Annotated in this window: 26 protein-coding genes; 5 read left to right on the top strand and 21 right to left on the bottom strand. The window is 26.6% G+C overall.

Features of this window, described 5'->3' with window-relative positions:
* Positions 1-18: 18 nt before the first annotated feature.
* Positions 19-1,011 (bottom strand): aromatic acid exporter family protein, encoded by a 993-nt coding sequence (locus GPX08_RS06305; RefSeq protein ID WP_156625996.1) that lies wholly within the window; start codon positions 1,009-1,011, stop codon positions 19-21.
* Between the two features lie 12 nt (positions 1,012-1,023).
* The gene (locus GPX08_RS06300; RefSeq protein WP_156625995.1) at positions 1,024-1,899 is read right to left on the bottom strand and encodes a radical SAM protein; all 876 of its coding nucleotides are present in this window, start codon (positions 1,897-1,899) and stop codon (positions 1,024-1,026) included.
* A 111-nt stretch (positions 1,900-2,010) separates the two neighbouring features.
* Between GPX08_RS06300 and GPX08_RS06295 the strand changes: the two genes are divergently transcribed.
* Complete coding sequence (locus GPX08_RS06295; RefSeq protein ID WP_156625994.1) at positions 2,011-2,535, top strand: DnaJ domain-containing protein; 525 nt, start codon at positions 2,011-2,013, stop codon at positions 2,533-2,535.
* A gap of 60 nt (positions 2,536-2,595) precedes the next feature.
* Here GPX08_RS06295 and GPX08_RS06290 read toward each other — a convergent pair whose 3' ends face one another.
* The 4 genes from GPX08_RS06290 to GPX08_RS06275 all read right to left on the bottom strand — a co-directional run bounded on the left by GPX08_RS06290 (position 2,596) and on the right by GPX08_RS06275 (position 6,237).
* Positions 2,596-4,605, bottom strand: a complete 2,010-nt coding sequence (locus tag GPX08_RS06290; RefSeq protein ID WP_156625993.1) for a hypothetical protein — start codon at positions 4,603-4,605, stop codon at positions 2,596-2,598.
* 165 nt (positions 4,606-4,770) lie between these two features.
* Positions 4,771-5,184 carry a hypothetical protein gene (locus GPX08_RS06285; RefSeq protein WP_156625992.1) on the bottom strand — a complete coding sequence of 138 codons (414 nt, stop codon included), beginning with the start codon at positions 5,182-5,184 and terminating at the stop codon, positions 4,771-4,773.
* Positions 5,185-5,200: 16 nt separating this feature from the next.
* The gene (locus GPX08_RS06280) at positions 5,201-5,875 is read right to left on the bottom strand and encodes a hypothetical protein (protein WP_156625991.1); all 675 of its coding nucleotides are present in this window, start codon (positions 5,873-5,875) and stop codon (positions 5,201-5,203) included.
* A 29-nt stretch (positions 5,876-5,904) separates the two neighbouring features.
* Positions 5,905-6,237 (bottom strand): hypothetical protein, encoded by a 333-nt coding sequence (locus GPX08_RS06275; protein ID WP_156625990.1) that lies wholly within the window; start codon positions 6,235-6,237, stop codon positions 5,905-5,907.
* A gap of 111 nt (positions 6,238-6,348) precedes the next feature.
* On the opposite strand from GPX08_RS06275, the gene GPX08_RS06270 reads away from it, so the two are divergent.
* Entirely contained in the window at positions 6,349-6,771 is a 423-nt protein-coding gene (locus GPX08_RS06270; RefSeq protein WP_156625989.1) for a hypothetical protein, read from the top strand.
* A 142-nt stretch (positions 6,772-6,913) separates the two neighbouring features.
* Here GPX08_RS06270 and GPX08_RS06265 read toward each other — a convergent pair whose 3' ends face one another.
* The 6 genes from GPX08_RS06265 to GPX08_RS06240 all read right to left on the bottom strand — a co-directional run bounded on the left by GPX08_RS06265 (position 6,914) and on the right by GPX08_RS06240 (position 13,607).
* Positions 6,914-7,816, bottom strand: a complete 903-nt coding sequence (locus GPX08_RS06265; RefSeq protein ID WP_156625988.1) for an oxidoreductase — start codon at positions 7,814-7,816, stop codon at positions 6,914-6,916.
* A 214-nt stretch (positions 7,817-8,030) separates the two neighbouring features.
* Positions 8,031-8,957, bottom strand: coding sequence for an MBL fold metallo-hydrolase (locus GPX08_RS06260; RefSeq protein ID WP_156625987.1), 927 nt, complete (start codon positions 8,955-8,957; stop codon positions 8,031-8,033).
* Positions 8,958-9,091: 134 nt separating this feature from the next.
* The gene (locus GPX08_RS06255) at positions 9,092-9,562 is read right to left on the bottom strand and encodes a hypothetical protein (protein WP_156625986.1); all 471 of its coding nucleotides are present in this window, start codon (positions 9,560-9,562) and stop codon (positions 9,092-9,094) included.
* Between the two features lies 1 nt (position 9,563).
* Positions 9,564-10,328, bottom strand: coding sequence for a threonine/serine exporter (locus GPX08_RS06250; RefSeq protein ID WP_156625985.1), 765 nt, complete (start codon positions 10,326-10,328; stop codon positions 9,564-9,566).
* A 204-nt stretch (positions 10,329-10,532) separates the two neighbouring features.
* Positions 10,533-10,946, bottom strand: a complete 414-nt coding sequence (locus tag GPX08_RS06245) for a UDP-N-acetylglucosamine pyrophosphorylase (RefSeq protein WP_156625984.1) — start codon at positions 10,944-10,946, stop codon at positions 10,533-10,535.
* Between the two features lie 48 nt (positions 10,947-10,994).
* Positions 10,995-13,607 carry an AAA family ATPase gene (locus GPX08_RS06240; protein ID WP_156625983.1) on the bottom strand — a complete coding sequence of 871 codons (2,613 nt, stop codon included), beginning with the start codon at positions 13,605-13,607 and terminating at the stop codon, positions 10,995-10,997.
* Positions 13,608-13,758: 151 nt separating this feature from the next.
* Between GPX08_RS06240 and GPX08_RS06235 the strand changes: the two genes are divergently transcribed.
* A complete protein-coding gene (locus GPX08_RS06235) occupies positions 13,759-14,898 on the top strand; it encodes a metallophosphoesterase (protein WP_156625982.1) in 1,140 nt (379 codons plus the stop codon).
* Between the two features lie 514 nt (positions 14,899-15,412).
* On the opposite strand, the gene GPX08_RS06230 is transcribed toward GPX08_RS06235, so the two are convergent.
* From GPX08_RS06230 to GPX08_RS06200, 7 genes are all read right to left on the bottom strand, one after another.
* On the bottom strand, positions 15,413-17,191 hold the full coding sequence (locus GPX08_RS06230) for a M3 family oligoendopeptidase (RefSeq protein ID WP_156625981.1): 1,779 nt from the start codon (positions 17,189-17,191) through the stop codon (positions 15,413-15,415).
* A gap of 75 nt (positions 17,192-17,266) precedes the next feature.
* Positions 17,267-17,950 carry a helix-turn-helix domain-containing protein gene (locus tag GPX08_RS06225; protein ID WP_156625980.1) on the bottom strand — a complete coding sequence of 228 codons (684 nt, stop codon included), beginning with the start codon at positions 17,948-17,950 and terminating at the stop codon, positions 17,267-17,269.
* Between the two features lie 250 nt (positions 17,951-18,200).
* Complete coding sequence (locus GPX08_RS06220; protein ID WP_156625979.1) at positions 18,201-18,773, bottom strand: hypothetical protein; 573 nt, start codon at positions 18,771-18,773, stop codon at positions 18,201-18,203.
* 80 nt (positions 18,774-18,853) lie between these two features.
* Complete coding sequence (locus GPX08_RS06215; protein ID WP_156625978.1) at positions 18,854-19,270, bottom strand: rhodanese-like domain-containing protein; 417 nt, start codon at positions 19,268-19,270, stop codon at positions 18,854-18,856.
* 57 nt (positions 19,271-19,327) lie between these two features.
* Positions 19,328-20,491: an ATP-binding protein gene (locus tag GPX08_RS06210; protein WP_156625977.1), complete on the bottom strand. Its 1,164-nt coding sequence runs from the start codon at positions 20,489-20,491 to the stop codon at positions 19,328-19,330.
* 65 nt (positions 20,492-20,556) lie between these two features.
* Positions 20,557-21,108, bottom strand: coding sequence for a redoxin domain-containing protein (locus GPX08_RS06205; protein WP_156625976.1), 552 nt, complete (start codon positions 21,106-21,108; stop codon positions 20,557-20,559).
* A 12-nt stretch (positions 21,109-21,120) separates the two neighbouring features.
* Positions 21,121-21,798 carry a cytochrome c biogenesis protein CcdA gene (locus tag GPX08_RS06200; RefSeq protein WP_156625975.1) on the bottom strand — a complete coding sequence of 226 codons (678 nt, stop codon included), beginning with the start codon at positions 21,796-21,798 and terminating at the stop codon, positions 21,121-21,123.
* Between the two features lie 171 nt (positions 21,799-21,969).
* Between GPX08_RS06200 and GPX08_RS06195 the strand changes: the two genes are divergently transcribed.
* A complete protein-coding gene (locus GPX08_RS06195) occupies positions 21,970-22,812 on the top strand; it encodes a DegV family EDD domain-containing protein (RefSeq protein WP_156625974.1) in 843 nt (280 codons plus the stop codon).
* 182 nt (positions 22,813-22,994) lie between these two features.
* On the opposite strand, the gene GPX08_RS06190 is transcribed toward GPX08_RS06195, so the two are convergent.
* A complete protein-coding gene (locus GPX08_RS06190) occupies positions 22,995-23,423 on the bottom strand; it encodes a DUF3783 domain-containing protein (protein WP_156625973.1) in 429 nt (142 codons plus the stop codon).
* Between the two features lie 51 nt (positions 23,424-23,474).
* A complete protein-coding gene (locus tag GPX08_RS06185) occupies positions 23,475-24,005 on the bottom strand; it encodes a hypothetical protein (protein WP_156625972.1) in 531 nt (176 codons plus the stop codon).
* 135 nt (positions 24,006-24,140) lie between these two features.
* Between GPX08_RS06185 and GPX08_RS06180 the strand changes: the two genes are divergently transcribed.
* Positions 24,141-25,025, top strand: a complete 885-nt coding sequence (locus tag GPX08_RS06180; protein ID WP_156625971.1) for a cation diffusion facilitator family transporter — start codon at positions 24,141-24,143, stop codon at positions 25,023-25,025.
* Positions 25,026-25,151: the final 126 nt, after the last annotated feature.

Below are 25,151 nucleotides of genomic sequence, written 5' to 3'. Positions count from 1 at the left end.
TTTTAATAGTATAACTCTTTATTCTTTTTTTGTAAATTTATACCTTTTATTCTCAGTAGGATGGTTTAATATAAAGTTTCTTTTTATTCTTAATAAATCTTCCATATCATTTAAAAACTGAAGTAATTGTGCTCTGTTTTCAAATTCTTCTCTAGTCTTAGGTAAAGCCATCTCTTTAAAGTCTCCTTTTAAAACTTCAAGCTCCTCTAATAAGTCTAAACAATCATTACTATCCTTAATTTGTGCTGCTACACTCTTTGTAAACTTTGATATCATATATGTTTGTTCAAAAGACATATAGAACTTTTCAAAATGTGATCTTAACTTTTTTATAATATCAAACTGATTTTTTCTCATATTCATATAATCTATATAATATGAATCACTATTTAACAAATTATTACTAGCTATTTTATAAGCTCTATTAACTGATTCTGTTAATCTTTTTTCAAGCTCATTCATTATAATCTCTTCATCAATATCAACAGTATAACTAACTAAAGAATTAGCCATTTTATATAAAATAATCTTGTAGCTTTTCTCAATATACTCCTTATCCTCATTAAACTCATATTGAAGTGATGGCATGAATAAATTAGCTATAGATGCTATTCCTACCCCTATAAAAGTAATTAAAAGTTCATTTAATATCCAATATACATTTAAATCAGCTGCAACTAATAAATGAGTGGATAATACTACAGCTGGAACCATTCCTTCAGCTATATTAAACCTTGATGTAACTGGTATAAAAATCAAAAGAAAAATAGCAAAAGATATAGCATTTTGTCCTAATATCTTAAATATACCAATTGATAGAAATATGGCTATTATACAAGCAACAATTCTATTTTTTCCAACTATTAATGCTTTCTTCTTCGTATCTTGAATACTTAATATTGCAATAACTGCTGCTACTGTTGCAAATTGAACATTAAAAAAATTTGCAATAACTAATGCTACTGTTGCACTTATAGCCATTTTAAAGGCCAAATTATAAATATATTTCAAATTATCAACCTCCTATTTAAATCTCCTTTTTGCATAACCACACCTTTTGCATAAGTCCTCAACTGCAACTCTTCTAGAGAATCCATCATAAATGCCTACAGCTCTTTTGGAATTAATTATTTCTCCTAAATCTTCTTCAAAGATATTTCCAAGAGGTATTTTTCCTTCACTATCTAAACAACAAGGAACTACAGTTCCATCAAGCAATATTCCTATTTGGTCCCTAAGTCCATGACAAAAAACTTCTTCACTTATTAATGAAATATTAGCATCTGGCCAATTAAATTTTTCAGCCATATTTAAGTATATTCTATCCTTAAGCTTTATTCCTTTCTTCTCACTTAATGCTAAAGAAAGGGAAAAATCTAAATCTAAAGTATCTTCAATAGTTTTTATAATTTTACTATTTAAATTATTATTAGCCTTAAGCTCTTCAGTATCAATATTCCATAGCCTTAAAGCACATATAATTTCACTTTTCTCATTGGCCTCTTTTATAAAACTTAAAATATTATTTAAGTATTCATAAAAATCTATTTTGCTTTCATTTGCCTCAAAACTATGTAATGAAATATTTATTTGTCTTATTGCCCCAGAATCTATTAATACTTCTCTTACATTATTAATTAACGTTCCATTTGTAGTAATATTAACCTTAATATTAGCTTCTTTTGCAATTCTTAAAAAACTTTCTAAATTCTTATTTAAGAATGGTTCTCCCATTAGATGAAGGTATATATAGTCTGTATAACCTTTTATCTTTTCTATAATCTTTTCAAAATTTTCAACTTCCATAAATCCTAGTTTTCTACTTGTTTTAGGACAAAAATTACAACTTAAATTACAAATATTTGTAGTCTCTATATATATTTTTTTAAATCTTGGCATTAGTATCTCCTTTTACTTTTATAAAATAAATTTATCATATTATTCCCATACATCCAATATATTAAGTATTATAAGTAAATTTTTAATTAATAATAGAAGGATGTGAAGGTATTGGATCCATATAAGGTTTTAGGTGTTTCTGAAAATGCTTCAACAGAAGAAATCAAAAGGGCTTATAAAAATATTTTAAATGAATATTCAAGGGATGGAAAACCCTTTAGTTCCCGACCATTAGCAGAAGATGTTTTAAACGATGCAAACATGGCATATGATTTATTACTTAATGGCGGAATTTATAAAGAAATTAGATCTTATATAGATAATAATAATATTTCTATTGCAGAAAGTAAATTAAACTTATTAGATTTACAGAACTCTGCTGAATGGAATTATTTAATGGGATTTGTATATTTCAAAAAAGGCTGGTTTGATCAAGGAATACAACATATATTAAAATCAACGGATCTTGATCCAGATAATGAGGAATACTTAGATACTTTAGATACCCTTAGAAAGCGTTCTAATGAAATAGCTAACTATTATAAAAAAACTAATCAAAATACCCCACCACAAAGTGGTATGAATCTATGTGGTGGTGGTGGAAACCCTAGCGGTGGAAGCAGCGGTATGTGTTAAGTTAATTTATATGATAATACTTTTTCATATAAAAAGGACTGTCTTTTGACAGTCCTTTTATTATTCGTAAATACTAAATTCATCTAAAAGTTCATTCATGCTTGATGTTTTATACGCAAGGTTTTGTGAACTACTAGCTAATCCATTAGCATTATTTTTAAGTTCTTCAGACGATGCTAAAACTTCTTCAGCTGAAGCTGCAATTTCTTCTGATAATGCAGATACTTCTTGTACTCTTTCAAGTAATACAGATTTATTAGATTCGACTTTTTCAAATGATTCATTAATATCCTTTATTCTAGGATTTACAATCTTAATAGAATTAGAAATATTATTAAATGAATCTATAGTTTCTTGTACTACTTCTCTTTGATTTACTACTTCATTTCCCATATCTTCCGTCTCATTAGAGATCTGACTCATGCTACCTACTATTTGATTTAAAATGTTATATATATTATTTGAAGCTTCCTTAGATGTTTCTGCAAGAGATCTTATCTCATCAGCAACTACTGCGAAGCCTTTACCTGCTTCCCCTACTCTTGCAGCTTCAATCGCTGCATTTAATGCTAACAGATTTGTTTGATCAGCTATATCATCTATAAGCACAAAAATATTTTTCACTGTATCTATATCATTATTCATAGCTTTAATGCCTTTTATAAAGATATCAAATTTTTCATCAAATCTATTTATAGATTTAATTAAATTAAGCATATCAGCATTACTTTTTTCAGAATCACTATCAATTGTTTCAGATACTTTTTTAATTCTGTTAATATTACCTTCAGCTTCCTTTATACTATCTCCTAGTACCTCTACAATGTTTACTATATTTAAAAGCTCATTAGATTGTTTTTCTGTTCCCTTTGCAACTTCATTCATTGCTTGATATATATTCTCTGTAGAGCCATTTAACACTTCAGAAATATACGCTAAATTAGCTGAATCTTCCAAAGTATCATTAGAGTTATTTTGGATTCCCATTATCATATTACCTACAGCAGTTCTTGTAGATTCTACAGCTCTACATATGTTGCCAATTTCATCTTCTCTATCTAAATACTTCTTATGAAAATCAACTTGTAAATTACCATGAGAAAATTCATCCATTGTATTCCTAAGTAACTCTAATATATTATCTATTCTATTTAGAATTGATTTAACTATTATTATACTTACTATTACTACTAATATAATTGAAATAATAAGCCAAGTAGTTAGACTATTTAATTCACTTAAGAATGAAACTTTATTAGTTACTATACCAATAGACCAATTAGCACTATCTATTTTTGAATATGCTATATATCCTTGTTCATTTCCCATTTTATACTTTTCAACATTGCTATTTCCATTGATCATATTGTTATGAATTTTAATAATATCAGAATAATTACTATCACTAGCCTTCTCTGTAATGTAATTCTTAATGCCATCATTATTTAAATAATTCTTATCTAAAATAATATTTCCGTCTTTGTTTAATATAAATATCTTTGAATTATCAACCTCATCAATATTATTTAAAATATTACTTATTGCATTAGCATTTTTTATGGCTACTAATAACTTATCCTCTACTCCATCATTAAAGGGAATTGAATAATACATAAATAAATTATCATCCACACTAAATGGACTCGAGATACTTGTACCATTAAAAGCATTTTTAAAGAAATCCTTTTCAGATAAAGACTCTACTTTTCCATTATTATAAGTTATGTTTCCATCCTTTGAAGCTATACCAAAAGATTCGAAATCTCTATTATTTAAATAGCTAGCAATTATGTTGTATTTATCTTCTAATTTAATATCTTTAGAGACTATTTTTTCATTTTTTATAATGTCTTCTAATATCATTACGTTATGATTAATTTCATCATTAATCATAGTAGAAGATATATTAGTAATACTCAAAATAGATTCAGTGTTACTTTTGGCAAGTGAATTATTGGCGAAATAATAAGCTATAAAAGACATTATTACAAGGCCTACAATCACTATTGATATGAAATATCCAATTATCTTGTTAGTAAGTTTTTTTTGACTCATATTCATCCCCCCCATACACGTTTGACGTATCTAATTATATCATATATTGCATAAAATTGTAATAAAAAAAGGTAAATAAATAGTATATCTACTATTAGTTTGCAATAAACCCTTAGTAATATACTATTTATCAACCTAAGCAGCTATTTAAAATAATATTTTTAATATTTATCTTGTTAATTATTCTAATTGAGTAAGCAATCTTTTCATTACGTCTTTAAGCTTACCTTCATTCATATCCTTATGAATTCCTGCTAATACAATTCTAATATCATTGTCTGATAAATCCCACTTATATGCTTTAATATCTATTATTGATTCTTCTGGCAGAAAATCTTCAAAATCAGTAGCTAGCTCTTCAGCCAGACTTATGTATTCATCGAAAAGCTCATCTTCATTAATATCTTCTAAATCATAATCATCTTTTATTATCTCATTTAATACATCTACTTTTATACTTAAATTATATGCAAATGTGTCTTCCCTCTTAGTGCCCTTGCTCATATCTTTTAAAACTTTAAACTCACTATTTTTTTCAATTGTATCCTTTAATTCATCAGTATCTAGTGCTCTATTACCAAATGCTATATACATATTTACCTCCAGCTTATTATTTAATATTGTTTTCTATAGCTTCTTTAATTAATATCTTAAGCTTATTAAACTCTTCCTTATATTTTTTATGTTCTAGTTGCGGGAAGGCATTAATAAGTCTTATAAATTTAAATTCTTTCTTACTAAATTCTTTCTTAATTTCTTCTAAAATATTCATATTCTTAAGAGTGCTATTTAAATTAATTACTTCAAAAACAGTAATTGTAATATCTGTTATAAATATCGCTATACATATAATTACTGTTATTAAAACAATTTTATTTGAAAGCATATTTACAAAACTTGAAATTAGAGGATGTACAAACTTCATTAACAAAAGAGATAGCATTGCAAATAAAGTAGAATTAAGTAAACAAACTCTTCCTTTAATATTGAATTTTCTATTAGAATAGTTCCAAAGCCTTGTATGAAAAACATATTCTAAAAGTATATCTGCTATAAACTCAATTACAGAAGCTATAACTCCACCAAATATAAATATTAAAATAGGTGATTTAATATTCAGTTCAGTCATAATATATAATACAAATACTGCTCCAAAACCATAAACGGGACATACTGGTCCTTTTAAAAAACCTCTGTTAATAAATTTTTTAGCTGGAATCGAACAATAAATTACTTCACAAATCCATCCTAAAAAACTATAAATAATAAAATATAAAAACCACATATCCATTCCCCCTAGTTAATTATATTTATCTATTTATTTAACTTTATCCCAGAATTCATATTAAACAAATTATTGTATATATTATCAAAGCCATCATCTTTTATTTCTACTTCTTCATTATCATTTACATAAAACTTATCTAAGGTAGAAACTATTAAATCAAATTTTTCTATATTACCCTCTTCAAGTAAAACCTTAAGAATATATCCTAGATGGCTCTCTATGTATTTTTGTATTTCCTTTACTTCTACTTCATTTATTTTACCTTCTTCTTTTAAAGTCTTTATAGGTCCATTATTAAAAGTAAAATAAGTTAAAGCTTTAGATGCTTTCTTTAGATATTCTTTTTCATTATTATTCATATGTATACTCCTCTTTATGCTAATGTTAATATTAATTTAATATATTAGTTAATTGATAGACTATAATCTTTGTACTATAATTATTTTAATAAATAATTACGAGGTGACAAAATGAAATTCTTAAATGGAATTTACGGAATAGACTATTTAACTATATTCTTACTTATTTTAAGTTCTTTGTTTAATATTTGGGTATTCACAGTACCTTTAGGCTTTATTTGCCTAATACTTTCCTTCTTTAGAATGCTTTCTAAAAATCATTATAAAAGAAGAAGCGAAAATCAAAACTTTGTTAGAATAGTAAATAAACCTTTAGGAAAGCTTGGAATGGCTTTACCTTATAACAGCAATCCTATTACTATAAATGATTTTATATATGCCTTTTCACTACTTGCTAATAAATTTAAGAATTGGTCAAAATATAAAATAACTAAATGTCCAAGCTGTGGCCAAAAATTAAGATTACCTAGAAGAAAAGGTAAAATTGTTGTTACATGCAAAAGATGTAATAATAAATTTGATTTAAGAACATAAACTTAAAAATGGATAATGAATAATGTATAATGTATAATTGAGGATAAAACTCATTAAGGAGTTTTATAAAAAATCTCTTTTTTAATAATTCTTAAAGAAATACTTCCTTAATTTTTCATTATTCATTATTCATTTTTAATTATTACGGTATATCTACACCTCTTGAAGCAACATAAATTTCAAACCATTGATCCCTAGTTAATTTTAACTTACTTCCATTAACTGCAGATTTTATTCTCTCTATTTTCCCTGAACCTACTATCGGCATAATCTTACTTGGATGCATCAAAAGCCAAGCATATATTACTTCATCTATATCATTAGCTGAGATTTCATATTTTACTTTTTCCAAAGCCTTTCTTACTCTAACAGCTCTTTCACTTTCTCCCTTAAATATTTCTCCTCCAGCTAAAGGTGACCAAGCCATAGGCTTAACTCTCTTTTCTAGCATTAAATCTAAAGTACCATCTTCAAAGGAATTTAAACATAAAGGAGAAATCTCTACTTGATTAGTAACTAACTTTTCATCCAAATATGAATTTAACATATTAAATTGAGCAGGTAAAAAATTAGATACACCAAAATTCAATACCTTCCCATCTTTTTTTAATTTAGTAAAAGCTTCAGAAACTTCATATGGATTTAATAAAGCATCAACTCTGTGTATTAATAAAACATCAATATAATCAGTATTAAAATTCTTTAGAGATCTTTCTACAGATTTTATAATATGTTCTTTACTGGTATCGTAGCAGTGAGATTTATTTTCTGGTCTTTTTTCTGACTTAAACTTAATCCCACACTTAGTAACTATCTCAAGTTTTTCTCTTAGACCTTTTTGTAATTTTAAGGCTTCTCCAAATTTTTCTTCACAAGAAAAGTTACCATAAATATCCGCATGATCTACAGTACTTATTCCTAAATCATAGACATCTTCAATCAACTTAACTAACTCTTCATTTGTGAGATTCCAATCCATTAGCCTCCAATAGCCATGAACTAGCCTTGAAAATTCTAATTTATCATTTAATTTAACTCTTTCCATATAAGCCCCTCCCTATTCTGATTTAAAAGTTTACATTAATATTATATCACAGCTTAATATACAAAAATTTAATTATATGAAAATTAAATCTAGAAAACTTATCACTTTTAAAATCATCTCTATAACCACAAGAACTCTATGCATATATCATAAGGTTCACCTAATATCTATTTAAGTGCCCTTATAATAATTTGCATAAAGTTCTTTAATGAAACTATTTTTCTGTTTTAAAACTTATATTATTTCCATCAGATGTTAATGTAATTTGTCCTTGTAAATCTGTTCTATAAGCCTTAATACCTTCTTCTTTTATTAAACTTAAAGTTTCTCTATGTGGATGTCCATAAGAATTATCTACTCCACAACTTATAATTCCATACTTTGGAGAAATAGCTTCAACAAATGCACTACTTGAAGATGTTGATGATCCATGATGACCAAACTTTATTACATCTCCTTTTAATTTATCAGCATATTTTTCTAATACTTCTTTTTCTGATTCAACTTCAGCATCTCCAGTGAAAATAAATTTATTATTTCCATATGTTAATTTCATTATAGGTGAGTAATCATTTAAGTTATCATAAGATTCATACATTGGAGAATAAACATCAATTCTAGCCCCTTCTCCAAGCTCAATACTTGTGCCTTCTTTAATAACCTTAGCCTTTATTCCTTCATTACTAACTGCCTTAATCATATTTTCAAAGGTTTTAGTATTATGACTAACCTTTGGCATATAGAAGTTTTCAACTTCATACTTTTCAAAGACTTTAGTCATTCCTCCTATATGATCTTCATGTGGATGAGTAGCAATAACTATTTCAAAATCATCTATATTCTTTTCTTCTAATTGTTTCATTAGTTTATCAGAATCACTTCTTGGTCCTGCATCTATTAGTATATCAAAATCATTAACCCTAATGTAGGCTGAATCACCTTGTCCAACATCTAAATAAGAAATTTCTATATTCCCATTAGGTGCTGAAACACTTGGTTCTACTTTATCTTTATTAAAGTAAAATGATACAACTGCAATAATTGCAAAAACTACTACAACTATTAATTGTGCTTTTTTATTTCCCTTATGTTTCTTCATATTCCTTGCAAAGGATTTTTTTAAGTCATTCTCTCTTGTCAAATTTCTTCCTCCTTATGATATTAAGCTATTAATCATTATATTCATAAAGCCTGTAAATGTCAAAAGGCACTACATTGTGTCCTGCAGTGCCCCATAGTCATAGTCAATTAATCAACTTTCCGACTACAATACTATTATTTGAAAATTGTACTATTATTATTCACTTTAATATTTGAATTTCTATTTTTTATATTTATTATAGTTTTTGTAATTGTTGATACTAATATTATTCCTAAAGCAAGTGCCCCAGCTGAAGCAAGGGTCTTGATTCCTATTTCTAAAGAAATCATTACGTCTCCTGTAATAGCTTCAACCATAGTATAATACATCCCGCCTCCAGGAACTAAAGGTATTAATGCTGCAATTACGAAAGTGGTAACTGGAGTTTTTAATATTCTTGCGAATATTTCTGAATAAATACTTAATGAAACTGCCGCTATAAATAAAGATGTAATATCTGAAATGCCAAGAAATAATGCCATTTTATAGGCAAACCAACCTATTGCACCACAGAGTGCTGAAAATATAAGATTTTTTCCTTTTATATTAAATACTATTCCAAAAGCAAAGGTTGCTATAAATGCAGATAAAACCTCAACTATCATATTATATTCCTCCAAACATTCCAATCCAAAAACTTAATACAACACCAGTACCTACTGCTACAGCAATAGCTGTTAAAAATGCTTCAGCACCTCTTGCAAGGCCTGATACTAAATCTCCAGCCACAGTATCTCTAATAGCATTTGTAATAGCAAGTCCAGGTACTAATAGCATTATTGATCCAATAATAACTTTATCCATATCATTAGCTAAGTTTATTTTAATAGATATAATTGCAAGCAAAGCTAAGACTCCTGCTGAAATACTAGTATTAAAAAAGGAATTTATCCCTATTTCTTCACCTTTAATAGAAACAGCCTTAACAGCTAGTCCAATTAAGAATGCTGCTATAGCATCCATAATAGATCCACCAAATAAAAATACAAACCCAAAGGCCCCTAATGCAGAAAATAATATGGTAGTCTTATTATCATATCTTTTTTCTTCTTGTATTTTTTTTAGCCTATTCTTAATTTCATCTAAATCAAGATTCTCCTTATCTATATTTCTAGATAAATCATTAACCTTATGTATTTTTTGAAGATCAACAGATCTATTAGTTATTCTTACTACTAAAGACTTTATCTTCCCCTTAGAAGTAACAGAAGTAACTATTACTGTTGGAGTAGCATAACTACTTGCTATTTCTACTCCAAGAGACAAACAAATTCTATTTATTGTTTCTTCAACTCTATATGCTTCAGCACCACTTTCCAGCATTATCTGCCCTGCATAAGATGCAACTTCTAATATTTCATTAACTTCCATATATATCCCCTTATATTGAATATAATTAATCTCTATCTAAGTATAGTATTTATTTATGGACTATCTTTCCATAAGTCGTAATTCACAATTAACAAAGTAATTGATTCCAAATTACTGAAAATATAAAAGCTTCCACGATGATATAAGTTCATCCACTAGAATCTTCTACGAAGATTAGACTTATATTACCTGGAAGTTTTATTTTTATATTAGAGCTTCAATATCTTGAAGCCTTGCATTTCTTATAGTGAAAATCATATCTTCATCTATTCTAAGCTTGCATTCATTTTCATTTATTTTTACCTTATTTAAATTAAGACCAGTAGCACCAAATTCTTTATACTTAGTGTTAGCAATATCTATATTAAAGCTTCCATTTTTAGCTCCTGTTATTTTAATATAGCTACCTTTACAATCCTTGTCCTTTATATTTATAGTAATTATATTATTACCCTTAAGTACAACCTTATCGTCAGGTACAGATACTATGTCTACTTCTCCAGTAATAGTCATCCATCCACCGCTTAATTTTGCTTTAGATAAAAGTTCAACTTTATAATTCTTAGTTAGCTTTGTTAGTAATTGTCCAAGCTCATAAATATTCAAATCATATTTCATAACTCATTTCCTCGCTGTATAAATTAAATTTTCTTCATTATACTACAATTAATAATCATTATCCATACATTCTTTATTAATATATTTAATAAAACTACTTATCTCATCTTCTCTTTCATATCTTCCCTCAATATTATAAGTTAAATATAAGTTTTTCTTAGCCCTAGTTAATGCTACATAAAAGGTTCTCATTTCCTCTTCAAGGCTATTATTCTTAATAGAAATATATGAAGGGAATACCCCTTCTTTTAAGCCTGCGATAAAAACTGTATCAAACTCAAGCCCTTTAGCTTGATGAACTGTTATAATTGGTATTCTCTTTTTATTAGTTCGATTTATTATTAAACTTTCAAGTTCCCCATTTGACAATCCAACTATTTTTATAATATCTAATAAAGAATCTCTATTACTTTTAGTGGCATCATCTAACTCTTTTACAAGTACATAGAAGTCTCTAAGCCTCTCTATCTTTTCATGAGCTTCCTTTTCAATCTCCATACTTCTTCCACTATATAAGGATTTAATATTAAAACTATTAATTACATCAACTATTATATCCTGAGGTCTTTTATTTTCCGCTCTTACAAATAGTTCATTCAGTACATTACTTATTTTAGAAAATGATTTAATATGATTACTTACTAAACTAATTCTTTTAAGAGAAGTAGGTATTAAATCATTATTTATAGCCTTTACCAATATATCTTTTGTAGCCAATATATCATCCATAGCATCATGACTTGGTTTATTATCTGTATCAAATATTTTACTTAATGTTTCTAATTTATAATTACTTAAATTTCTATGGAATCTTCTATAAATATCTAAGGTATCATAAAAAGCCTTAAACTTAGGGCCTTCTATTTTATTTCTTGAAAGCTCACTAGTTAAAATGTTAATATCATATTGAACATTATGTCCTACTATTATAGAGTCTCTAGAAAACTCAATAAACTCTTCTAAGACCTTTGTCTTCTCTTCACCTTTATCTCTTAAAAATTCATCACTAAACCCATGTACTTTAAAAGAATCTTTAACTGATTTCTTATTTTTTAAAAACTTCTCAAAGCTTTGAATCACATTGCCTGTACTATCAATTTTAACAGCTGCAATTTGTATAATTTCATCCTCAGTAACATCAGTTCCTGTACTTTCAACATCAAAAACTATTATATTATCTTTTTTAAATTCCTCAATTAGCAAAGCAAATTTTTCTCCATATATTAAAGTATTCTTATCTATAAAGTCAGTTATAGATATTCCTACCTCTTTGTATTCCTTACTTTCAATACTCTTTAATGTAGCATCCCCAATACCTGTAGGCAATCTCTTTACTATTCTCTTTAGGCTTACACTATCATATTTATTTGCAATAAGCTTTAAAAATGCAATTATGTCCTTTATTTCTTGTCTCCTAAAAAACTTAAATTGATCAACTAAAATAAACTCAAAATCTGCGCCTTCATACCCTATTATTCTTCCTAGCTCTCTACTTAGGTTAATATTATAATTATTATCTCTACTTAGGATACAAGCTTTAGAGATATCTTCACCTCTATTATTCAACTTCTTGATTTCCTCAAAGATAAATCTAGCCTCTTCCCTTAAGGAATTAGTCTTTTTTAATTTAACTTTCTCTCCTTTTTCTTCAGCTTCAGAAGTTATTCTTTCTTTATAAATTGAGCTATAACTCTCATTAAATGCATTTTCTAAAAAGCTTAATGCTCCATCAGTAATATATTTTGTAGACCTATAATTTTTAGAGAATACTATTGTTTTAGGTACATAATCCCTTTTAAAGAAATCAAATATTTTTTCTGGTTCGGAGCCTCTCCACCCATAAATGGTTTGAAACATATCACCACAAAGTAAAATATTGTTGTTACCAAACATTTTTTCTATAACAGAATACTCTAAGGTACTTGTATCCTGAACTTCATCTATATTAATATATTTAAACTTATTTTTTAAGTTTGAAACTAACTCTTCATCTAATAATAATTCTTTAGCCTTTGTGGTTAAATCTGCGAAATCTAATCCATGATTGTTATATAATAACGAATTATATAAAACTACTAATCTCCCACCATATTTTTTTAAATTTTCTTCCATATAAAAATCATATCTTCCTTTATTGGTACATAAATATTTAACCTTTTCGTAATTAAACTTAAATATATGATTAACCGCTTCATTATAGGACTTCAATAAGTCTTCTCCAAATAAACTAAGTCTTGCCCTTTCAATCTTTACTAAATCAATAAAGTTTTGTAATTTGTTAATTGGATAATTATAAAAATTACATTCTTTAATTATTTCTCTACAATCCTCTTCATCAAAGACTATTGAGTTTGAAAATATATCTGTTCTTTTTTTAGCTTCACTCTTTATTAAATCAAAACAAAAGCTATGAAAAGTTCTAATAGTAATATCATTAGCACTTTCCCCTACTACCTTTTCTATTCTTTCTCTCATTTCAGCACAAGCTTTATTAGTAAATGTTATACAAAGTATTTCTTCTGCTTTTACATCTTTTGAATTTATTATATTAGAAATCCTAGCTGCTAATGTATTAGTTTTCCCAGTTCCTGCTGATGCTAATAATAAAATATTGTTTTCTAATTCATTTATAACTAAGTTCTGCTCTTTATTAAAAGTCATAGTTACTCCTCCTAGACTTACTTTTATATATATTATATCATTATGATTTTCATAAAATAACTCATATAATTATAGTTAAGCCTTCTATTATTGGATAAAATAAGTAGATATGCTATAATTATAAAAAATTAATGACGGGAGTTGATTTATATTGAAGATTAAATATATATTGATTTTTATAGTATTTTTTTCTTTATACTTTTTAACTAATTATTATGTTGGTAGAAAGATATTTAATGGCTTTAACTATATATTCAAAGTAACTCCTTTAATATTCTGGATTATATTTTGGTTTTTATCATTAGCCTATATAGCATCTATGACTTTAAGTAAATTTCTTCCTTCATCAATAACAGATTTCTTATATTTAATAGGCTCTTATTGGCTTAGTATTCTTATGTATAGCCTGCTGACTTTTCCAATTATAGGTCTAATCAATTCTATTTTAAGAAAATCTAACTTAATCAGTTTAAATAATAATAAAATATTTATATTTGAAACAATAATAATTCTAATAGCATTTACTACAATAACTCTTATAGGTAGCTTTAATGCTAGGAACTCTAAAGTTACATCTTATAATATTAACCTAGAAAATAAAACTTTAAACAATCCTATAAATATAGTTATGGTTTCAGATATTCACCTAGGCAATATTATTAAAAATTCACGTCTTGAAACATTAGTAAATGAAATTAATGACCTTAATCCTGATATTGTATTAATTGCAGGTGATATTGTCGATAGCGATATTAATCCATTTATAAATAACAATATGGCAAAAGAATTTTCTAAAATAAAATCTAAGTATGGAACTTTTGCAGCCTTAGGAAATCACGACTTTTTAACTAGATCTGAAGATGAAATAGTTAATCTTTTAAATGAAAATTCTGTGACTGTATTAAGAGATGACAAGCTTCTTATAGATAATACTCTTTATATAATAGGTAGAGATGACTCTAGTGTAAGCAGTTTTTCTAATAAAGATAGGGCATCCATTGAAGATATAACAAAAGATATAGATAAATCAAAACCAACTATAGTTATAGATCATAATCCTAAAAATATAAATGAAAGCTTAGATGCAAATATTGACCTTCAAGTTTCTGGTCATACTCATAAAGGTCAAATAACTCCTGGTGATCTAGTTACAAATAGTTTATTTGAAGTAGACTATGGTTACTTAAAAAAAGATAACTTAAATGTTGTAGTATCTTCTGGTTACGGAACCTGGGGACCTCCTATAAGAATAGGCAGTAGAAGTGAAATAGTTAAAATACAATTAAACTAATATTTTTATAAATAATTATAGCATCTGTTCATGCCATAATATAAAGACAGATGCTATTTTTAATATAATCTAGAATCACATTTTTTATGGTGCTGTCGCACAATGAAAAATTAAGAATGAATAATTAAAAATTAATGAAAAAACTCCTTAAGGAGTTTTTAAAAGAAGTTAATTTTAGTAATTCTGTAAGAATTACATCAATAATTCTTCATTTTTAATTTTTAATTCTTAATTTGGGCTGTTTGTGCGACAGCCCCATTCTTTTCCTTAATATATCTTCACTTATTTAAACCATTCTCTACAAATTCCTTATAAGTTGCTCACCCTGAATCTACTAATCTCTTTAGTGCCGCTTGTATACTTCAACTGCTATCACTACAAATAGAATTTAGATTCATAGATATAAATCCTCTAATTTTATAAAGTGTCATACTTTTAATTAATAATAAACTTAGAATTATTTTATGTTTTTCTATTAATTTCCTAAATAAAAAAGCTGCCCTAAGGCAGCCTTTTATTTTACTTCATAACTTAATTGAATAAATTTTTCTATATCTTCTTCAATAAGCTTTAAAGAACTTCTCCAGAAATTAACATCATAAACATCAATATTCATTATTTTAGTTACGTCAGCAACTTTATTCTTTCCTGTTACCTTAAGTAATTCTTCATACTCACTACAGAAAGCCTCTCCTCTATTTAAATATTCAGCATATAAACCTTTTGCAAAAAGATTACCAAAGGCATATGGGAAGTTATAGAAGTTTGCAGTGGCATAGTAATAATGCGGTTTCCATGTCCACATATATTTATGAAGATAATTATTATCTAAACCATCACCATAAGCTTCTTTTTGCGCCCTAAGCATAGCGTCATTAATTTCTTCTACTGAAAGAGAACTTTCTTTTCTCTTTTCAAAAACTTCGCTTTCAAAAAGGTATCTAGAATAAATATCTACTATTACTTGTGTACAGTCTGATATCTCTGCTTCTAATATAGCAAAAGCTTCTTCTTTAGGAGCATCTTTAACAGCACCCTTTTTAATTATTATTTCACAGAAATTTGAAGCTGTTTCAGCTAAAGTCATTGGGTATTCTGAATTTAATGCTGTTTCACTATTTAAGCATTCTCCGTGGAATCCATGGCCAAGCTCATGAGCCATAGTAACAACATCACTAAAACTATCTCCATAGTTTAGAAGTATTCTACTTTCACCTATTTCTTTAATACTTTCACAGAATGCTCCACCCACTTTACCTTCTTTAGGATAAACATCTAACCAGTTATTATCAAAGGCCTTTTTAGCAAAATTAGCTAAGTTATCACTAAAACTTCTAAAGTTCTTTAATACAAAGTCTCTTCCTTCTTCAAAGTTAAACTTCATTTCTTTTTCTATTACAGGTGCATATAAGTCGTAGAATGGAAGTCCATTTTCATGTCCAAGTAATTCAGCTTTTCTCTTTAAATACTTTCTAAATACAGGTAAGCTTTCCTTAATTGCAGTTAACATTGAATTTAATATATCTTCATCCATTCTTGACTCTTCTAAAGTCATATGGAGTGGTGACTCATATCCTTTTAAAGATGCAGTAGTTAAAACTTCACCCTTGATTCCATTTAGTGCAGCTGCAACTCCTTCTTCAATTTTTTCATAGGATTTTATTTCTGCTTCATATGCTTTCTTTCTAACCTCAGCATCTTTACTATATGCCATATTTAAGACTACAGTTAAAGGTAAAGCCTCTTCTTTTCCATCTAAATTTATATCTACCTTATGTGTAGAAATTAAATAATCTTTATAATTAAGCCATGCATCTGATCCTGTATTTCTCATTCTAGCAATGATTGACTCTTCTTTATCGCTTAACATATATTTATTTTTTTCTATTATCTCTTTAATTATAAAGCTATGTTCCTTTAATTTATTGGATGAACTAATTAAATCATCTATATTTCCTATAGAAGCAATCCACTTATAAACTTTTGTTAAAGGTTCAGCTAAAAGACTATATTTAGTATTTACAATATCTAAATACTTTCTTGCAATTTGATTTTTTGAATCAGCACTTATTGCTAAATTAGCTAATGAACCAATTCTATTTAAAAGTAAATTAATTCCTTCAAGTTTACTTATAAAAGATTCTAATTCATTAACCTCTCCTTTTCCTTCTTTAACTCCGTTAGAAAAAGCATTTAGCTCCTCTATCTTATTATCTAATTTTTTTAAATCATCCAAAAATTCCTTCGAAGTAAAGGAAGGATAGATTTCTTTTAAACTCCATTCATATGTCATATCAATCAATCTCCTTTCATAAATCAATACTAAAATTATAGTATTAATTTATGTGTTTTTCAATAATTTACCACTCTACATTATATAATTTTTATTTCTAAATTTTAATGGTGATATTCCAACAAACTTCTTAAATGTATTAGTAAAATGACTTTGATCATGAAATCCTAATAATATGCTTATTTCTAATATACTTTTTTCAGTAGTTAGAAGTAAGGTTTTTGCTCTTTCAATCTTTATTTCTCTTAGATATCTCATTATAGACTTACCCTTATATTTCTTAAAAGATGATGATGCATAACCTATTGATATATTAAGCTTCTTACATATTTCTTCTAAAGATGTATGATTTTCAACATTTAAATGAAGGGCTTGTATAAGTTTATTTACTGTAAAACTTTCAGTAATTTCACTATTATTATTGAGTAATTCCATATATTCTTTAACCATATTTAATTCAATTTCTTGTAGTTCTATCAATGTAGAGGATTCTTTAATTTTTTTATAGTATTTCTCATAAATAACAAATAAATATTTTTTGGGAATGCCATTCCTCGTAATTTCTCTAGCGTACACAGCATTCCATATTATTAAGTCATCTATTTTATTATTTTTATCTTGCTCATATTCTAACTCTAAAACATGTTTACTTTTTATTATCTCTATTAATTCATCTTTATTTCTACCTTCAATCAATAAAGAAACCTTATTATTTAAAATATTAAATTCATCATTATATCCTTCATATACATCCCTCATATCCTCTTCTCCTTTTATAAAATATTAATTATATACACATTATATTATATTTTTTTAATCCTCTTCAATGACCTTGTTAAAATATTACAATAACCTAAAAAATGTACATCTTTTTTGCAAATTTAAAGGTTATGTCTATTTATAATGCTAATTTTATATTAATTTCTAATTTTTATTAGTTTTTTAATTTTTAAATAGAAAAAATTGGTGCATAAATGAACTCTATTTACGCACCAATTTGATAGTTACATTATTTAATTATGTCTAAAACGTAAGATTTAAATTCTTCAAAACTTCCACTTGATATAGAAGCACCTTTATTAATCTTATTGCTTATAAAGTTATATTCACATGATCCATAGTTGAAGCTAGCACTTGAAACTATTATACCTGAATCTGTTACTCTATAATTTACATTGCATAACATTACATCTTTACAGAATTCTACAAAGTCATTTGCTTTGGCTAAATCCCCATTAGATACTATATTTAAAGTGAATTTAAACAAACTATATCCACCAATTAAAGGTATCATTTGTCCATTTCCCATATAAAATACTTTTCCCATATTGTAAAAATACTTCATATTTCCATAAGACATAGTTCTATACTCTTTATTAATTTCTAAGTCTTTACTATTTAAGTTCTCAAACTTTTCTACTATATCATCCCAAGCCCTTGCTTCAGCACTTTTATTATTGCTAATAACATTTTTAAATTGATCAAAAGCTTTTTCTAAATCATTATCCTTATTAACAACTGATCCGTTAACTTCAACTCTATATTCGTTATTTTCGTATATTAATTCCACTTTACTATTCATATTAAACTCCTCTTACCTATGTATATTATTATTTAATAATGATTATTATAACATAATAAAGTGAACTTTCCAACCTATATTTATTTAACTACTTCATATGGCCAATCTTTTATTCCACCAAAATCATATACATTAGTATAACCCATTTTAACTAATAAATCAGCAGCTTTTTTACTTCTATTTCCGCTCCTGCAATAAACTAATATTTTTTCATCCTTATTAGATAATATTTCCTCAGCTTTACTTTCTATATCATCTACTGTAATTAATATGCTATTTTCTATATGTCCACTGTTATACTCTTCTTCTGTTCTAACATCTAATATTGTTACATCTCCATTGTTCATCTCTTCCTTTGCTTCTTCAGATGTAATTTTTACTACCTTAACTGATTCTTCGTTATTTGTACTTACTTCCTTATTTAGAGTTGAACATCCTGAAATCACAAAAGTACCTAATATTAAAAATAATACTATTATATTTTTCTTCAAATCCATCACCTCACAGATATTATAATATAAAAAAAGAATTAAGTTTGTAATAAAGTCACAAACTTAATTCTCACTACTCTTAAATGCACTGATTCCTGGAAACACAACCTTAAAATAATCTTCTTTTATAGAATTAATCATTTTAACCTTACCTATTGACTTAAATGAATTTTTCATTCTATAAAAGCCTCCACCATTATTTAAAAACCTCTTATTATCCTTATCTAAAGTTATTAGCTTTTCATAAAGCCACATATTTCTTTTTTTCCTATTACTCTCTTTATTAACATTACTATTAATTAATGAGCCTGGACTAAAAATACTAATATTCTTATCAGCAATAACTACTTCTATGTTCTTATTATAAGCTAAATAATCTCTATATAAAACTGCGTTATTAATTGCTTCTAGTATAGCGGAAATAGGATAATCTTTTGGTATTATATGAGATATCTCTTCTTTAGCTTTATCAACCATTTCTATAATGCTTCCTTGTATTATGATTATCTCTTTTTTATTCTTATTTACCTTATTTACAATTCTTATCATATTATGTGGTAACCAAAGACTATTAAAACTTGAAAATACTAAAAGCCCTCCTAAAGTGCAACTCATTTTAAGAGACTCTTTTTCTTTAATAGCTATTCTTGAACTTTCAAGTAAGAATTCTTTATTTTCATCATTTAATTCTATTCCTTTATTATCAAAGTAACTTTCTAAAATCTCTGTATTTAAATATGAAATATCACTTTTAGCTATCATAGCTGTTTCCATAAATAAATCTAAGTTTTCTTCAAAAGCCTCTATAAGTTCCTGCTTTCTCATAGTATCTGTAGTAGATCCTCTTCTAATGTAGAAAGCACCATTTTCCCTAGTTTGATAGGGCTTTTGTTCTCCAGAATAAATAGTAATTACACAAAGCTTTTTATTATCTATAATACATGTATCTACAGCTATTGGTATTGGAGGCTCACATCTTGAAGATAGAATCTGTTGAATTTGTTCCTCTCTAATTAAATCTTCTTCTCTTAATCCAACTATTCTCCTTGTCTTGTCTTCTACTCCAATTACTATATATCCTCTTCCCCCTCTAGAATTAGCTATCGCACATACATCTTTAGCTAATTCCTTTTTGCTACTTTCGTATTCTAAAGACAGTCTTAATTTAAAGTCTAACTTAGTTCCCTCTTCCTTTTTTATTAAGGATAGTAATCTTTTGCTGTCCATAATAAGATACACCCCACTTTTATACTTTATAATATTATATTACTATAAACTAAAATTAAGGTATATTATTTTATGAGTTTTTTAACATTATCTTCTAGCATTTCATTAGTTAATGCACCTTCCCTATCATAAACTATTTTCCCATCCTTATCTATAAAAATAGTTCTTGGAATTCCTCTAATATTATAAGCATCTGCTGCACTATAATCTAAGTCAAATAATATATCCATTTCTAAATTATTGTCTTTTAAAAACTTTAATGCTTTTTCTTTTGTTTCCCTTTTACCATCTGTCAAGTTTACCATTAGAAATTCCACTTTATCGCCATATTTATTAATAGCATCTTCAAAATAAGGCATTTCTGCTTTACATGGACCACACCAACTTGCCCATATATTTATTACTACAGGCTTTTTATTTTTAAAGTCTGATAATTTTACAATGTTACCATCCTCATCATAAACCTCAAAATCTTTTGCTTCTTTTACTTCCTGGTTAACATTATTATCTGCCACATTTAAATATTGCCCAGTTAAATATCCGTATCCAAACTTAACCACTAAAATCAGTAATACTAAAGCTAAAGTAAGTATTACAATCTTGCTTATATTTTTCAATTCTATCCCTCCTTAAAACAATGTAAGATATGAAAGTAATAAATTAAAATATCCAGTTATCATTAATAATCCAATTATAATAAGTAATGATCCAGAAATTATGTTTATAACTTTATAATGAGTTTTTATAAATTTAAAAGCCGACTTTAAACTATCTATTAATAAAGCTGAAATTACAAAAGGTATTCCTAAACCTAAACTATAGCTTAAAAGCATAAATATACCTTCTATTGTAGTCTGACTGTTTGCAGCTAGCATTAATGCTGATCCTAAAAAAGTTCCAACACAAGGTGTCCAACCTATTGCAAATATCATTCCAAATGTTATAGCAGCTAAAAAGTTTAAATCTCTTGTTTTTTTACTATTTAGTTTAAAACTTCTATTAAGTAAGGATATTTTTAAAATACCTATATAATTCAAACCAAACAATATTAATATAACTCCTGCCACTATATTGAATGTATTCATATATTCCTTTAGAAAAGCGCCAAAGGTACCAAAGGCTGCACCTAAAATAGTGAATATTATTGAAAATCCAATAACAAACCCCATTGAATTAACTAAAGCCTTAGAACTTTTATTTTCTTTATTTCCACCTATAAAATATGAAATATAAATTGGTATCATTGGTAAAATGCAAGGAGAAATAAAAGTAATTATACCTTCTAAAAATAATATAAAATAATTCACACCTTCACTCCTTTTTCTTTTTTACTATACTATATCATACTAAGGATAATGTATAAAGATAATGATTATTATACTCATATAGTTTTATATAGTTTCGAAAACTATATATTGCACTATCCTTATTTTTATGATATCTTATTAATATAATAAGATATGAGAGGGTTGTTATGAATGAATAAAATTGCTTTAATAACTGATAGTACTTGTGGTTTACCTAAGGAATATGTAGATAAATACAATGTTAAGATTGTACCTTTAAAAATATTATATAAGCATAAAGAATATATTGATGGAGTTACTATTACTCCAGAAGAAGTATATTCTAGACTTGAAGAGGAACTTCCTACTACTTCTATGCCTTCTGTTGAAGATGTTAAGTCTTTATACAGAGAGTTAGAAGCTGAAGGTTATACTCATGCAATAGTATTACCTGTATCATCTGGATTATCTGGTACTATAAATAGCTTTAGATTAGCTAGTGAAGATTTTGCTAATATTAATAGTTTTATTTTTGATACTAAAATCTTATCTATGGCTGTTGGATTAATAGTTATAGAAGTAGGTAAGATGATCCAAGACAATAAAGACTTTGACTATATTTGCAATAGAATTCCAAAGATTAGAGAAAATTTATGGATGTATTTCACAGTTGATACATTAGAATACTTAATTAAAGGTGGTAGAATAGGTAAGGTTACTGGAGGTATAGGAGAAATTCTTAATTTGAAACCTATAATTACTATAGATGAAGATGGTTCTTATACTAATTATGCAAAGGTAAGAGGATCAAAGCAAGCTTTTAATAAATTATCGTCATTAGCAACTAGCATTTTAGATAAAGGCAAGGGAAAAGTAATAGTTATGACTGGAACCATGCACGAAGAAGCAAATAGATTAAAAGAAATCTTAGAAAATCATATAAATACTACATTTATATACAAGGGTACTATTACACCAGCAGTTGGAATTCATTCAGGTCCACAGCTACTAGCTGTAGCAGTAATGCTAGAATAGTTTAAAATGTAATATGAATAATGTAGAATGTAAAATGAATGAAAAAAACTCCCTTAGGAGTTTTAAAAAAATAATTTATTTACAGTAATTCCTTCGGAATTACCTCCTTAATTCTTCATTTTTCATTCTTAATTCTTAATTGTAAAAGGGATGCTTTCGCATCCCTTTTATTATCATTACTTTTATTGCTCTTCATGTTCGAAGTCTTTTCCTGTTTGCATAGCTATTTTTTCAGCTAATAAGTTCTTTAATAAAACATCTACTGTCCATTCTCTTGAAGTTTCAGTAACTGTAGCTTTTAACACATTATTCAATCTAAACTTCTTTAGATTTTCTATAAATAATCCTATCTTATTTCCTGGTATGTTATTAAATATTACCGCTTTACTTTTCACTCCATCTTCCGCATCATTTAATAAGTTATTATTTATAACATCTTTAACTAAAGTATTCCCATTTTTATAATTTACAAGTACCTTATCTCTTATTCCAAGCATCCCTGCCAAATTACTTACAGTTTTAACTTCCTTACCATTAAAGTTACATAATATTAAACAACTTCTGCCTTCATCTATTGTTGTTTCTTTAGTATCTAATAATTCAAATGACATAAATTTCTCCTTTTCTTCAAAAACATTTCTTATTTATATCATATAAAATACTTAAGAATTAAGCAACCTTGATTTTTTCAAGCTTAGTTTTGATGTAACAGTTAATATTGTATCTGCTAAAATTATTATCGCTAAAAGAGCATTAATTGGCCTTATCATGGTTTCTAAACTTAAATAATAATTAGTTATCATTGGGCTAACATAAGTTATTCCTATATAAGATAATAGTGCCCAGTATATTGAGAATTTTAAAGTTATTAATCCTTTATAATTATATTTTAGGTTACTATAATCCCAATACTTTTCATTAAAGATCTCTAAAAGTAAATAACCACTTATAAATTCAACTACAGTAGGTATTGCTATGTAAAGTATTATAGTAAAAATAATATTTAAATTAAAATATTCATTAATTAATATTAATAATGTAAAGGCAATTCCATACATAGGTTTATATGGTCCTTTTAAAAATCCATTTTTTTTAAATCTTCCTGTAGTTATATAACTGTAAATCCCTTCTATAATCCACCCTACTATAGAATATAAAATTAGGTTAAATATAGTAAAATTAAGTATTGTCATTAAAAGCACCAACCTTTAATAAATTTTACTTTTAGTTTAACCAATGAAATTAATTAAATACCTAATTTTATACAATGAAACTTTTTAATTTATTGAGAATAAGATAGACTATAGTACTTAAAAGGAGAGATTAAAATAGAGTCTAACTATAAAAAAGTAAAAAATATTTTACTCATTCTTTTATTAGCAAATTTATTTGTTGCAATATCTAAGATCATAATTGGATTATTTGTTAATAGTTCTAGTGTAATGGCTGATGGATTACACTCTATATCTGATAGTGCATCAAATATAGTTGGTATAATAGGAATTACAATGGCATCTAAACCTCGAGATACCGAACATCCATATGGCCATAAAAAATTCGAGACAATATCAAGTATATTTATTGGACTTATGTTATTACTTTTAGGTATTAATGTTATTAAAACATCAATTTCCAAACTTTTCATTCCATATACTTTAACAATTACTATAGATAGTCTAATTATTATATTGATAACCTTAATAATAAATATTTTTGTAGCCATATATGAAAATAAACAAGGTAAAAAATTAAATAGTAAGATTCTAATTGCCGATTCCATTCATACTAAAAGTGATATATTTGTATCAATTGGAGTGTTAGTAACTTTAATAGGCGTTAAATTAGGTCTGCCCCCTACTTTAGATACCTTTGTATCATTTATTGTAGCCTTCTTCATTCTACATGCCTCTTATGAAATTATTAAAGAAAATATATCTTCATTAACTGATAAAATTATGATAGAAGAGTCGGTTGTCATAGATATATTAAAAGATTTCGCTGATATTGAAGACATTCATAATATTAGATCTAGAGGTTATAAAGATCATATTTTCCTAGATATGCATATTAAAGTAGATTCAAAACTAAATGTTGATGAGGCCCATACTCTAGTTCATAAAATAGAAGATACATTAAATTATAGGCTTAATAAAAAAGTAGATTTAATAATTCATGTTGAACCTAATAAAAATAATAAAAGTGACTACTTATAATGATATGCTCCCATTATAGTAGACAGTTAAAATAATAAAACTGTTCTATAATGGGAGGATTTTTTTATGTCAAGAAAATCAAAAGTATCAACCGAGATAAAAGTCCAAGCTGTTGAAGATTATTTA

Source organism: Clostridium tertium (assembly GCF_902652255.1).
Taxonomy (GTDB): domain Bacteria; phylum Bacillota; class Clostridia; order Clostridiales; family Clostridiaceae; genus Clostridium; species Clostridium tertium_A.
Note: the sequence above shows the minus strand (reverse complement) of the source record. Positions and strands in the feature narration are given on the sequence as shown.